Origin of the sequence: Saccharospirillum sp. MSK14-1, from assembly GCF_003054965.1 — a bacterium.
Taxonomy (GTDB): Bacteria; Pseudomonadota; Gammaproteobacteria; order Pseudomonadales; family Natronospirillaceae; genus Saccharospirillum.
The window spans coordinates 371,864-384,195 of the sequence record NZ_MIES01000026.1; the positions used below are offsets into that span (position 1 = coordinate 371,864).

The 12,332-nt window shown below is 57.1% G+C and carries 12 protein-coding genes; 9 read left to right on the plus strand and 3 right to left on the minus strand.

Annotation, left to right across the window (positions count from 1 at the left end):
• The first annotated feature begins 5 nt into the window (after window positions 1-5).
• From BGP77_RS05675 to BGP77_RS05685, 3 genes are read left to right on the plus strand one after another with little or no spacing between them, the layout of a single operon-like run.
• The gene (locus BGP77_RS05675) at window positions 6-1,088 is read left to right on the plus strand and encodes an ABC transporter ATP-binding protein (protein ID WP_199224202.1); all 1,083 of its coding nucleotides are present in this window, start codon (window positions 6-8) and stop codon (window positions 1,086-1,088) included.
• A complete protein-coding gene (locus BGP77_RS05680) occupies window positions 1,085-1,945 on the plus strand; it encodes an ABC transporter permease (RefSeq protein WP_108163747.1) in 861 nt (286 codons plus the stop codon). Before BGP77_RS05675 ends, BGP77_RS05680 begins: the two co-directional genes overlap by 4 nt.
• Window positions 1,942-2,793 (plus strand): ABC transporter permease, encoded by an 852-nt coding sequence (locus BGP77_RS05685; protein ID WP_108163748.1) that lies wholly within the window; start codon window positions 1,942-1,944, stop codon window positions 2,791-2,793. Before BGP77_RS05680 ends, BGP77_RS05685 begins: the two co-directional genes overlap by 4 nt.
• Here BGP77_RS05685 and udk read toward each other — a convergent pair.
• On the minus strand, window positions 2,790-3,425 hold the full coding sequence (udk, locus tag BGP77_RS05690) for a uridine kinase (RefSeq protein ID WP_108163749.1): 636 nt from the start codon (window positions 3,423-3,425) through the stop codon (window positions 2,790-2,792). The two genes, BGP77_RS05685 and udk, sit on opposite strands and share 4 nt — an antisense overlap.
• A 170-nt stretch (window positions 3,426-3,595) precedes the next feature.
• Here udk and BGP77_RS05695 point away from each other — a divergent pair, with 170 nt between their 5' ends.
• Window positions 3,596-4,759 (plus strand): phosphoglycerate kinase, encoded by a 1,164-nt coding sequence (locus tag BGP77_RS05695; RefSeq protein ID WP_108163750.1) that lies wholly within the window; start codon window positions 3,596-3,598, stop codon window positions 4,757-4,759.
• A 48-nt stretch (window positions 4,760-4,807) separates the two neighbouring features.
• On the plus strand, window positions 4,808-5,884 hold the full coding sequence (fbaA, locus tag BGP77_RS05700) for a class II fructose-bisphosphate aldolase (RefSeq protein ID WP_108163751.1): 1,077 nt from the start codon (window positions 4,808-4,810) through the stop codon (window positions 5,882-5,884).
• Between the two features lie 69 nt (window positions 5,885-5,953).
• Here the strand turns inward: fbaA and BGP77_RS05705 are convergent, their stop codons facing one another.
• Entirely contained in the window at window positions 5,954-6,238 is a 285-nt protein-coding gene (locus BGP77_RS05705; protein WP_108163752.1) for a hypothetical protein, read from the minus strand.
• 152 nt (window positions 6,239-6,390) lie between these two features.
• Between BGP77_RS05705 and BGP77_RS05710 the strand changes: the two genes are divergently transcribed.
• Entirely contained in the window at window positions 6,391-6,771 is a 381-nt protein-coding gene (locus BGP77_RS05710; RefSeq protein WP_108163753.1) for a DUF3461 family protein, read from the plus strand.
• A 96-nt stretch (window positions 6,772-6,867) separates the two neighbouring features.
• Window positions 6,868-7,818, plus strand: a complete 951-nt coding sequence (locus BGP77_RS05715; protein ID WP_199224203.1) for an AEC family transporter — start codon at window positions 6,868-6,870, stop codon at window positions 7,816-7,818.
• A gap of 26 nt (window positions 7,819-7,844) precedes the next feature.
• Here BGP77_RS05715 and BGP77_RS05720 read toward each other — a convergent pair whose 3' ends face one another.
• Window positions 7,845-8,852 carry an NAD-dependent epimerase gene (locus BGP77_RS05720; RefSeq protein ID WP_108163754.1) on the minus strand — a complete coding sequence of 336 codons (1,008 nt, stop codon included), beginning with the start codon at window positions 8,850-8,852 and terminating at the stop codon, window positions 7,845-7,847.
• A gap of 169 nt (window positions 8,853-9,021) precedes the next feature.
• On the opposite strand from BGP77_RS05720, the gene glmU reads away from it, so the two are divergent.
• A complete protein-coding gene (gene glmU / locus BGP77_RS05725) occupies window positions 9,022-10,380 on the plus strand; it encodes a bifunctional UDP-N-acetylglucosamine diphosphorylase/glucosamine-1-phosphate N-acetyltransferase GlmU (protein WP_108163755.1) in 1,359 nt (452 codons plus the stop codon).
• Between the two features lie 66 nt (window positions 10,381-10,446).
• Window positions 10,447-12,276: a glutamine--fructose-6-phosphate transaminase (isomerizing) gene (gene glmS, locus BGP77_RS05730; RefSeq protein ID WP_108163756.1), complete on the plus strand. Its 1,830-nt coding sequence runs from the start codon at window positions 10,447-10,449 to the stop codon at window positions 12,274-12,276.
• The last annotated feature ends 56 nt before the right edge of the window (window positions 12,277-12,332 follow it).

Here is a 12,332-nt window from a genome sequence, read left to right on the forward strand (position 1 = left end):
TGCCGATGAGCTCTGATCTGTATTGCACGGATCTGGTCCGCCGCTTTGGAGAACACCGGGCGGTGGATCAGGTATCGCTGGACGTACCTGCCGGGTCGTTCTTCTCGATTCTGGGGCCGTCCGGCTGTGGCAAAACCACCTTGCTGCGGTTGCTGGCGGGTTTTGACCGGCCGGACTCGGGTGACATCTTCATTCGCGATCAACGCATGAACACCGTGCCGCCGAACAAGCGGCCGGTGAATATGGTGTTTCAGCATCTGGCTTTGTTTCCGACCATGAGTGTGGCCGACAACATCGGCTATGGCTTGAAGCGTCGTAAGGTCGCAGCGGCTGAGCGTCGCAAAAAAACCGAGCGGGTGCTGGAGCAGGTTGGCTTGCCGGGATTGGGCGATCGCATGCCGCAGCAGTTGAGTGGCGGTCAGCGGCAGCGCGTGGCCTTGGCGCGTTGTCTGGTGCTGGAGCCGACCTTGCTGCTGCTCGATGAGCCGCTCGGTGCGCTCGATCTGAAACTGCGTGAGCAAATGAAAGTCGAGCTTAAGCATTTGCAAAAAGCCTTTGGTACCACCTTCGTTTACATCACTCACGATCAGTCTGAAGCGCTGGTGATGTCAGACCGGGTGGCGGTGATGCGCAACGGTCGTTTCGATCAGGTGGCCGCGCCGGATGTGCTCTATCGTGAACCGGCCACGCCCTTTGTGGCGAGTTTTGTCGGTGACAACAATCGCCTCGATGGCGAAGTGCTCGGTGTTGATAACGAACGCGTCCGTTTGCGGCTCGATACGGGCGGTGAAGTCAGTGGTCGTCCGTCCTCGGCATTAGCGGTGGGCCAGCGCGCGTCGCTGTTTATCCGGCCTGAATCGATGCTGATTGGGGCGGACTTACCGGCCTCGTTCAGCCGCATCGAAACTCAGCTCAGCACCACCTTGTTCGATGGCGCCAACAGCCGCATTGAAACCCGGCTTGGTGAGCGTGAGCTGTTTGCGCGCTTGCCACAGGATGGTTCGGTCGGTGATCTGCAACCGGGGACCACGGTTTCGCTCGGTTGGGAGCCGCAACGGGCCACTGTGTTTGCTGAGGCGCAAGTGTGAACCGAACCGCGGGCAAATTATCGTTGCTGTTGTTGCTGACGCCGTTCGTGCTGTGGATCGTGCTCCTGGTGCTGCTGCCCCACGTGCAGATGCTGCGCGTGTCTTTTCAGGTTCGCGAAAGCTGGGACAGCCTCAGTTGGGGTGTCACCCAGTACAGCAACTTCTTTGCGGAATCCTATTACTGGCGCACCTTTATCCGCACCGGCGTGATGTCGATGCTGACCACAGCGCTGACCTTGCTGATCGGTTTTCCCATCGCCTGGTACATCGCCAAGCTGGCGCGGGGTCGCGCGCGTGGCGTTTTATTTCTGGCCTGTCTGATTCCATTCTGGGCGAGCGAGTTGGTGCGCACCTATGGCTGGATGATTTTGCTGCGCGAGAGCGGTCTGTTCAGCGGCTGGTTGCAGGCGCTGGGCTGGGTCGATGGGCCGGTGGAACTGCTCTATAACGACGCAGCGGTGATTGTCGGTCTGGTCTACAACGCGTTGCTGTTTATGGTGGTGCCGCTGGTGACCACGCTCGATGGTCTCGACGACAATCTGGTGGAAGCCGGTTACGACCTGGGCGGCAATCATTGGAACGTTCTGCGCGAGGTGGTGATTCCCTGGGCCATGCCCGGCATTGTTTCCGGTTGCATCGTTGTCTTTATGTTAACGCTGGGCTCTTACCTCACGCCCACTTTGATGGGCGGCAAAGACAGCGCCTGGTTTACCCAGCAAATTTTCACGCAGTTTATTACCCGCTTTAACTGGGAACAGGGTGCGGCGCTGGGTGTTTTGTTGCTGGTGTTGTCGTCGTTGCTGGTGTGGCTGGGACTGCGTTTAACCGGCCAGAATTTGCGCAAGGTGTTGGGATGATTCGCTCGGTTCCGCGTTCACGCTGGTTTATCAGCCTCTATGGGCTGTATCTGCTGGCGTTCTTTATTTATCTGGCGTTGCCGCTGGTGGTGACAGCGGTGTTCGCGTTCAACGATTCCAATTTCCCGTCGCTGCCCTGGCAGGGTTTTACCCTCGACTGGTATTTCGCCGATGCCGCCGAAAGTGGCAATCGCACCGGTTTGTTTCACGATCAGGGCTTATTGAGCGCACTTTGGGTCAGTGTCTTGGTGGCGTTCTGGGTGACGGTTATTTCGGTCGCGCTCGGTTGCGTTAATGCGGTCTTGTTCGAGCGGATTCAGTTTCGTGGTAAGGAATTGCTGTATCTGGTGATGCTGCTGCCGCTGGTCATTCCCGGCGTGATTTTAGGCGTGTCGATTCTGGTGTTCTACAGCGGCATGGCGAATCAGGTGTCGTTGAACTGGGGCATTGAACTCGATCTGTTCCGGCCCGGTTTGCCGCTGGTGATTGCCGGTCAGGTGGCGTTTATTACCACCTTGTCGACGCTGATCATCGCGGCGCGTTTGCGTAAGTTCGATCCGCAGTTAGAAGAAGCGGCGTTGAATCTGGGCGCCACACCCATCGTCGCCTGGTTTACCGTCACCTTGCCCTGGTTATTGCCCGCCATTTTCGGTGCGGCGGCCATGGCGTTTCTGATGTCGTTCGAGAACTTCAACACCACCGTGATGCTGACCGGCAGCGATACGCCATTAACCGTGGCGCTCTTTAACCGGCTGCGTGAAGGTTCCACGCCGGTGCTGAATGCCGTGGCGTTGTTGCTGATGGCAGTCTCGGCCTTGCTGGCAATGGCGACCCTGCGTCGGTCTTAGTGACCCAGCATCTGCAGAATCCGTGCTTTGATCATCTCAATGGCGACGCGGTTTTTACCGCCGCGCGGCACGATGATGTCGGCGAATTGTTTGGTCGGTTCAATAAACTCCAGGAACATCGGTCGCACCGTGCGCTTGTATTGCTCGATGATCGACTCGACCGTCCGGCCGCGTTCAGCGATGTCGCGTTGCAGTCGGCGTACCAGACAGATATCCAGTGGCGTTTCCATATAGACCTTGGCATCGAGGCGTTTGCGAATGGCCTTATCGTGCAGAATTAAAATGCCTTCGATGATGATGATGCGCACCGGTTTGAGCGGAAAGGTTTCCGGTGAGCGGTTGTGAATGGTGAAGTCGTAGATAGGAATATCGACGTTTTGACCGTTGGACAGCTGGTCCAGATGTTCGATTAACAAGTCATGGTCGAAGGCGTTTGGGTGGTCGTAGTTGATGGCTTCGCGTTCTTCGAACGTCAGCTCGCTGCGGTCGCGGTAGTAGCTGTCTTCTTTGATGATGGCGAGGGCGTCATCGCCCAATTCACGGCGCAGCTCGTCATAGACGGTGCCGGCTAACAGGCTTTTACCGGACGCGGACGCGCCAGCGATGCCGATAAAAATAGGGGCGGTATTCATCGAAAATCCAGCTCAAGAGGTGGGTGGGCAAGCTGGGTGTGCAGTGTAACAAAGGTCCGGGATTCTGTCTGCGCAGCGGCCAAAATGTAGGAAAATTACAAAGCGGGTGATTCGAGCCGCCTCAAGGTCTACAATGGCGGCCCTTACATTTTTCGCCGAAAGGAACCGCCATGTCTGTGATCAAGATGTCCGACCTCGATCTTGCTGGAAAACGCGTACTGATTCGTCAGGATCTGAACGTCCCGCTGGACGATAACGGCCAAGTGACCTCGGACAAGCGCATCCGCGCCTCCTTGCCCACCATTGAACTGGCACTGAAGCAAGGTGCTCAGGTGATGATCATGTCGCACCTCGGTCGCCCGACCGAAGGCGAGTACGACGCCAAAGCCTCACTGGCGCCGGTGGCTGAGTACATGGGCAAGCTGCTTGACCGTGACATTCCCCTGATCAAAGACTGGATTGATGGCGTGGAGAACGACGCGCCGGTGGTCATGCTGGAGAACGTTCGCTTTAACGTCGGCGAAAAGAAAAATGAAGACGCCCTGTCCCAGAAAATGGCCGCCCTGTGCGACGTCTATGTGATGGACGCCTTCGGCACCGCACACCGCGCTCAGGCGTCGACGCACGGTGTCGCCAAGTTTGCGCCCGTCGCTTGCGCGGGTCCGCTGTTGGCCGCTGAACTGGAAGCGCTGGGTGCGGCGCTGGAAAATCCGCAACGGCCGATGGTCGCCGTGGTCGGTGGTGCCAAGGTGTCCACCAAGCTGACCGTATTGGAAAGCCTGTCGAAGATTTGCGATCGCCTGATTGTGGGCGGCGGTATCTCCAATACCTTTGTCGCTGCGCGCGGCCATAACGTGGGCCAGTCACTGCACGAAAAAGACCTGATTCCCGATGCCCAGGCGCTGATGGAAAAACTCGACATTCCCGAGCCGGTCGACGTGCGCGTCGGTACCGAATTCAGCGCCACCGCCAAGGCGACCATCAAGCCTGTCGACCAGGTTGAAGACAACGAAGAAATCATGGATCTGGGTCCGGAGACCGCGGCCAAGTACGCGGAGATTCTCAAAGGCGCCAAGACCATTTTGTGGAACGGGCCGTGCGGCGTCTTCGAGTTCGATAACTTCGCCGAAGGCACCAAGGCCGTTGCCGAAGCCATTGCCGACAGCGGTGCTTTCTCGGTATTGGGTGGTGGCGATGTCATCGCAGCGGTGCAGAAGTTCGATATGGAAGAGCGCTTCTCTTACATCTCCACCGGTGGCGGCGCTTTCCTGGAATTCGTAGAAGGTAAGAAGTTGCCCGCCGTTGAAATTCTCGAGCAGCGCGCCCAAGACTAAAATAACACCGATGGGCGGCTTGGCCGCCCCAGCAAGAGGGTTACAGCTATGACCAAAGTATTTGATGTCGTCAAACCCGGTGTCGCCACAGGCGACGATGTCCAGAAAATTTTTGAAGTGGCCAAAGCCGAAGGCTTTGCATTGCCCGCGGTAAACTGCGTTAACACCGATACCATTAACGCCACCCTGGAAGCCGCCGCTCGTGTCGGCTCGCCGGTCATTATTCAGTTCTCGAATGGCGGTGCCGGTTTCTTTGCCGGTAAAGGTCTGAAGCTGGAAGGCCAAGGCAATGCCATTCTTGGCGCGCTGGCCGGTGCACGCCATGTGCACACCGTGGCTGAAACCTATGGCGTACCGGTTATTCTGCACACCGACCACGCTGCCCGTAAGTTGCTGCCGTGGATCGACGGCTTGCTCGACGCCGGTGAAAAACATTTCGCCGAAACCGGTAAGCCGCTGTTCTCCTCGCACATGATCGATCTGTCGGAAGACAGCCTGGAAGACAACGTCGAAACCTGCGCCAAGTATCTGGAACGCATGAGCAAGATGGGCATGACGCTGGAGATTGAACTGGGTGTTACCGGCGGTGAGGAAGATGGCGTCGACAACAGCGACGTTGATGAATCGAACCTCTACACCAAACCCGAAGACGTCGCCTACGCCTACAAAGTACTGAATGCCATCAGCCCGAGGTTCACCATCGCCGCGTCATTCGGCAATGTGCACGGTGTTTATAAGCCGGGTAACGTGAAACTGAAACCGACCATTCTGCGCGATTCGCAAGCGCACTGTAGCGAAGTGTTCGGTCTGGAAAACAACGCCTTGAACTTTGTCTTCCACGGCGGCTCGGGTTCTTCTGAGGCGGAAATCAAAGAAGCGATCAGCTACGGCGTCATCAAGATGAACATCGACACCGATACACAGTGGGCGAACTGGGATGGCATTCGCGCTTACTACCAGGAAAACGAAGCTTATCTGCAAAGCCAGATCGGTAACCCGGAAGGCGACGACAAGCCGAACAAGAAGTTCTACGACCCGCGCGTCTGGTTGCGCAAAGGCGAAGAAAGCATGGTCAAGCGACTGGAAAAAACCTTCGCGGACCTGAACGCCGTCGGTCGCAACTGAGACAGACGTTAACGCCAGATCCACGCCATCGGCGCGCATTGCGTCGGTGGCGTTTTTAGCTGAGCCAGGCTACAACCAGTTGGCTTCCAACCTCAGCATCTGCCCGGGCAGATTCGCCTCCATCCATTCTTCCAGTGCTCTCACCTCGGTTTCGATCTGACCTTTATCGGTGCCGATGATGACCAGAGCGGCCTCACCTCGGTCGGTATCTGAAAAAGGCGCCAGCGTTAACGCGCGGTTGGCTTGTTCACGGCAGTAGCGTTTCAGCGGACCAAAGGCACGCTGTAAATCGGCATCGTTGGAGACGTCAGGCAGATAGCGTTCGAGTTCAATCAGGCGAATGTGCAACGTCATGGTGCAAAAATTTCCGTTTTAAGCTGGGTTTTATGGAACTGCGACAGGCACGCCGCTTGCTAGTTGATTGCGGTAACTGTTGGCGTAATCTAGGCTCAGTACAAAATTTGTACGGCTCAACACTCACTCTCACATACGCTCAAGGATGCTCGATGTTTGAACACCTGAATGCTGTCGGCGTTACCGACACCGACAAGATCGAAAAGTATACCCTTCGTACCGAAGGCTACGACGATATTCTGAAGATCTATTACAAGCGCGAAAAGGGCGATCTGTTTGCCCGCAGCGAGAAGTTTAAGTACCCGCGTCAGCAGAAGCGCGTCAAGGTCGACAGCGGTACCGGCAGCTACCTCGATACCACGGAAATTTCTCCGGCGCTGCGTCAGTTGGTCGACGAACTGGATTCCATTGCCCGTCGCGTGCACGTGGAAACCGATCTGAAGAAGAAAATTCTCGACGATCTGCACCACCTGGAAAAGGTTGTTCAGAACAAAATCGAAGAGATCGAGGCTGACATCAAGCGCCTCAAGTAAGACCCCAAAAGCCCCGGTCGTGGCCGCAGCGTTGCTGGCCCCGGCCGGATTGGCTCTCTATACTGGGCGCCCCTTTTCCGATGGACGCCTCCCACTGTGTTAGCCCTGTTGTTGTTCTCACTCGAAGTGACCGGCCCTATTGCGCTGGTGGTGGTGCTCGGTATGGCGTTTCGCCGCTGGGAATGGGTGAATGATGCCTTTGTTCAGGGCGGCTCCAAGCTTGTTTTTAACGTTGCCCTGCCGAGTCTGTTGTTTATCAACATCGTCAGCGCGCGACCGACCGGCATGCCCGGCGGCGGTATTATCCTGTTGGCGTTGGGCTTTAATCTTATCTGGTTCGTCGTGTTGTCGTTGCTGGCGCGGCCGTTAGTTCCTCACCACGATGAACGTGGTGTGTTCGTTCAAGGCAGTTTTCGCGGCAACATGGGCATCATTGGCCTGGCCTTTTGCCTGAACGCCTTCGGTCAGGAAGCGGCGCTGCTGGCGTCGGTGTATCTCGCCTTTGTGACCTTGCTGTACAACATCCTGGCGGTGGTGACCTTGAGTCGTTGGTCACCGCGCGTCAGTGAGCGTCATCCGGTGGTCGATGCGCTGCGCGATATGGTGAAGAACCCGTTGATCATTGCCATCGTGCTGGCGTCTTCCATCGTTTTATTGGGCATTCCAGTGCCGCAATGGGTGCTCGATACCGGCGATTATTTTGCGCGTATGACCTTACCGCTGGCGTTGATCTGCGTCGGTGCCAGTTTGTCGTGGCGCGGCTTTTTGGAAGCCGGCCGGGTCAGTGCCTGGGCGTCCGGTTTTAAGCTGGTGCTGCTGCCGGCTTCGGCGGTGTTGGTGGCGTTCTGGCTGGGTTATCGCGGTCTGGAACTCGGCGTTTTCTATTTGATGTCGGCGTCACCCACGGCCGCCGCCAGCTATGTGATGGTGCGCGCCATGGGCGGCAATGCCAATCTGGCGGCGTCGATCATTGCGACGTCAACGGTGCTCAGTCTGGTCACCACCAGCGTTGGGCTGGTGGCGTTACGGGCCTTTGGTTGGGTGTGACCGCCGGGTTCGTTCACACCGGCGGATTACACGTGATAGTAATCGCGGTACCAGGCAACGAACCGATCGACGCCCGCCTGAATCGGGGTTGAGGGTTTAAAGCCGACGGCGGCTTCCAGCGACGACACATCGGCGTACGTCGAGGGCACATCGCCATCCTGCATTGGCATCAGATTGCGCTGTGCCTTTTTGCCCGCGGCTGTTTCGATGGCGTCAACAAAATCGAGCAGCTTCACCGGCGTGTTATTACCAATGTTGTACAACCGATAAGGCGCGTAGCTGGTGTCTGGTCGAGGCGCTTTGGTGCTCCAGTCCGGGTCGGGCTGAGCAATGTGATCGGTGGTGCGCACCACACCTTCGATGATGTCATCGATGTAGGTGAAATCGCGCACCATATCGCCGCCGTTGTACAGGTCGATTGGCGTGCCGTCGAGAATGCCGCGGGTGAATTTGAACAGCGCCATATCCGGCCGGCCCCACGGCCCGTAGACGGTAAAGAACCGCAGCCCGGTGCACGGCAGTCCATACAAGCTGGCGTAGGTGTGCGCCATCATCTCGTTGGATTTTTTCGACGCCGCGTACAGCGACACCGGGTGATCCACCGCGTGCTGTTCGCTGAACGGCTGCAACTCGTTAGCGCCATAAACCGAACTGGACGACGCATAAACCAGATGCGCCACTTGCTGGTGGCGACACCCTTCGAGAATGTTCATAAAGCCGACGAGGTTGGCCTGCACATAAGCGTGCGGGTTCTCAATCGAATAACGCACTCCGGCCTGAGCCGCCAAATGCACGACGCGATCAAAGCGGTGTTTGGCGAACAGCGCTTCCATGCCGTCACGGTCGGCGACATCCAGACGCTCAAACTCGAAACCCTGTTGTCCATCCAATTGCGCCAAACGCGCTTCTTTCAGGGTAACGTCGTAGTAGTCGTTCAGGTTGTCGATGCCAACCACGCTGTCGCCGCGCGACAGCAGTGCCTGGCTCAGGTGATAGCCGATAAAGCCGGCGGCGCCGGTGACCAGAATGTGCATGCTTAGGTCCTTCATTATTTCGTGGCGGCATTATCGCCGATGCGTCGGGTCAGGTACACCGGGACAACTTTTCATTTCGTCAAAAAAATCCTGACTAAAGCTGGGTTGTGTCATCCCGCTTTGGCTCTACAATGCAGGCCATTCACCGATTTATCTATGGAGTCGACGCATGGACGTCAATGTAGTTGTTTTAGCGGCAGGCCAGGGATCGCGCATGAAATCGAGCCTGCCCAAGGTGTTGCATCCACTGGCGGGTCGGCCACTGGTGCAGCATGTGGTTGATACTGCTCGTCAATTTGCGTCTGACATTACGCTGGTGGTCGGTCATGGCAGCGAGGCGGTAAAAGCTCATTTTGCCGACCAGCCGGTGCGCTTCGCGTTGCAAAGCGAACAACTGGGCACCGGCCATGCCGTCGCGCAGGCGCTGCCTAATTTGCCCGAAAGTGGCACCGTTTTAGTGTTGTACGGCGATGTGCCGTTAACCCGCGTTGAAACGTTGAACCAGTTGATCGGTCAGGTGGATGACAACGCCATTTCCTTACTGACTGTGACGCTGAATAACCCGACCGGCTACGGCCGCATTGTGCGCAACGCCGAGGGCGATGTGCAGGCGATTGTCGAAGAAAAAGACGCCAATGCAGAACAGAAAACCATTACCGAAGTGAACTCCGGCATTCTCGCCATGCCTGCCTGGGTGTTGCATCAGTGGTTGCCACGTCTGGGTAACGACAACGCCCAGGGCGAATATTATCTGACCGACCTGATCGCCATGGCCGTCAGCGAAAAGGTAGCGGTTCGCACCGCGCAACCGGCCGACGAAGAAGAGACGCTGGGCGTCAATAATCGTGTGCAATTGGCCGACCTGGAACGACGTTTCCAATACCGCCAGGCCGAACAATTGATGCTCGCCGGATGCTCGCTGGCGGATCCGGCGCGGATTGATGTGCGTGGTTCGATCACCGTCGGCGCCGATTGTTATATCGACGTGAACGCCGTCTTTGAAGGCGAAGTGGTGTTGGGCAGCGGCGTACAGATCGGCCCCAACTGTGTGATCCGCAATGCGCGTCTGGGCGATGGCGCGGTGATCGAAGCCAACACCGTGATCGATCAGGCTGATCTGGGTGCCAAGGTGAACGTCGGTCCTTTTGCGCGCATTCGTCCGGGGACCACTTTGGGCGACGGTGCCAAGGTGGGCAACTTTGTTGAAACCAAAAACGCTCAGGTTGAAGCCGGCGCCAAGATCAATCACCTCAGTTATGTGGGTGACGCACGGGTGGGCGCCAACGCCAACATCGGTGCCGGTACCATTACCTGCAATTACGATGGCGCCAATAAATTCCGCACGGATATCGGCGCGGGTGTGTTCGTCGGTTCGAATTCCACCCTGGTTGCGCCGGTAACCTTGGAAGACGGCGCCTTTATTGGTGCCGGGTCAGTGATCACCAAAACCGCGCCGGCCGATCAGTTAAGCATTGGCCGCGCGCGTCAGGTCAGCATCAGTAAATGGCAGCGACCCACTAAAAATTAAGCGTCGTTTTTTTAGAATTGAAAAACTCGCCGCTTGCGCGGGTAGAGCGAATAAAAGGAGCCTCCTATGTGTGGCATTGTTGGAGCCGTCGCCCAGCGCGATGTGGCAGAAATTCTGATTGAAGGCCTGCGCCGTTTGGAATATCGCGGCTACGATTCCGCCGGTGTGGCGATCATTAATGACGACGCCCTAAGCCGGGTTCGCCGTGTGGGTAAAGTGGCCGAATTGGCGCAAGCGGTGGAACAAAACCCGCTGAACGGTGGCACGGGCATTGCGCACACTCGTTGGGCAACGCACGGTGAACCGAACGAAATGAATGCCCACCCGCACGTCTCGGGCAACAGCCTGGCAGTGGTGCACAACGGCATTATCGAAAACTACGAAGTGTTGCGCGAAGAACTGAAAGAACAGGGCTATCAGTTTGTTTCGCAGACCGATACCGAAGTGATTGCGCATCTGGTAGAGCGTGAATTACGCGCCACCGGCAGCCTGCTCGAAGCGGTCAAAAAAGCCCGGACGTTAATGGTCGGTGCTTATGGCATGGCGGTGGTGGATCGTCGCGACTCAGAGCGTCTGGTCGTCGCCCGTTCCGGTTCACCTCTGGTGATTGGTCTGGGTATTGGCGAGAATTTTGTCGCTTCCGACCAGCTCGCTTTGTTGCCGGTTACGCGCGATTTTATCTATCTCGAAGAAGGCGATGTGGCCGAGATTAGCCGACGCAACGTCACCATCATCGATGTAAACGACCGGCCGGTTGAACGTCAAATGCAGCAAAGCGATGTTCAGCACGATGCCGGTGATAAAGGCGCCTACAAGCACTTTATGCTCAAAGAAATTTTTGAGCAGCCACACGCCATTGAACAAACGCTGGATGGTCGTCTGGGTGCGAGGGATGTCGTCACCGAAGCCTTCGGTGTCAGCGCCAATGAGCTGCTGGCGGGCATCGACTTTGTGCAGATTATCGCCTGCGGGACGTCCTATCACGCGGGCATGGTGGCGCGTTATTGGTTCGAGCAGATTGCCGGTGTTCCCTGTCAGGTGGAGATCGCTTCGGAGTTTCGTTATCGCCAGTCGGTGGTGCCGAAGAATGCTTTGTTCGTCACCATTTCCCAGTCGGGTGAAACCGCCGATACCTTGGCTGCCTTGCGCGTCGCCAAAGAGCGCGGCTACAAAGCCACGCTGACCTTGTGCAACGTGCCGGGTTCATCGTTGGTCCGCGAGAGCGATCTGTCGTACATGATGCGCGCCGGTGCCGAAATCGGTGTGGCCTCTACCAAGGCGTTCACCGTGCAACTGGTTGGTTTGATGTTGCTGGTCTTGAGCCTGGCGCGTCACCAAGGTGTCGCGGCTGCCGAGATCGAACGGCTGGTTAAAGGGCTGCGCGCGTTGCCGAAACTGATCAACCAAACGCTGACGCTGAACGACACCATTGCCGATCTGGCAGAAGATTTTGCCGATAAACATCATGCGCTGTTCCTTGGCCGTGGCAGTCAGTATCCGATTGCCATGGAGGGCGCCTTGAAGCTGAAAGAGATCAGCTACATCCACGCCGAAGCTTATGCGGCGGGTGAACTTAAACACGGACCGCTGGCGTTAATCGATGGTGATATGCCGGTGATTGTCGTCGCGCCGAACAACGAATTGCTGGAAAAACTGCGCTCCAACATGGAAGAAGTGCGCGCTCGTGGCGGTCAGTTGTATGTTTTCGCCGACCGCGCTGCCGGTCTCGGCAAAGCCGGAGCGACGGGCTTGATTGAACTGGAACACATCGAAGACGAACTGGCGCCGATTCTCTACACCGTGCCGCTGCAATTGCTCAGCTATCACGTGGCCATCATCAAAGGCACCGACGTCGATCAGCCGCGTAACCTGGCGAAGTCGGTAACCGTGGAATAATGGTCCGACGCACTTCCCTGTTGCCTATCTTTTGATGCCGGCCTTTGAGCCGGCAT

Coding starts and splice junctions, on each gene's coding strand:
- BGP77_RS05685 (WP_108163748.1), top strand. CDS start 1,942: ATGATTCGCTCGGTTCCGCGTTCACGCTGGTTTATCAGCCTCTATGGG.
- fbaA (WP_108163751.1), top strand. CDS start 4,808: ATGACCAAAGTATTTGATGTCGTCAAACCCGGTGTCGCCACAGGCGAC.
- glmU (WP_108163755.1), top strand. CDS start 9,022: ATGGACGTCAATGTAGTTGTTTTAGCGGCAGGCCAGGGATCGCGCATG.
- BGP77_RS05675 (WP_199224202.1), top strand. CDS start 6: ATGAGCTCTGATCTGTATTGCACGGATCTGGTCCGCCGCTTTGGAGAA.
- BGP77_RS05710 (WP_108163753.1), top strand. CDS start 6,391: ATGTTTGAACACCTGAATGCTGTCGGCGTTACCGACACCGACAAGATC.
- BGP77_RS05705 (WP_108163752.1), bottom strand. CDS start 6,238: ATGACGTTGCACATTCGCCTGATTGAACTCGAACGCTATCTGCCTGAC.
- glmS (WP_108163756.1), top strand. CDS start 10,447: ATGTGTGGCATTGTTGGAGCCGTCGCCCAGCGCGATGTGGCAGAAATT.
- BGP77_RS05720 (WP_108163754.1), bottom strand. CDS start 8,852: ATGCACATTCTGGTCACCGGCGCCGCCGGCTTTATCGGCTATCACCTG.
- BGP77_RS05695 (WP_108163750.1), top strand. CDS start 3,596: ATGTCTGTGATCAAGATGTCCGACCTCGATCTTGCTGGAAAACGCGTA.
- udk (WP_108163749.1), bottom strand. CDS start 3,425: ATGAATACCGCCCCTATTTTTATCGGCATCGCTGGCGCGTCCGCGTCC.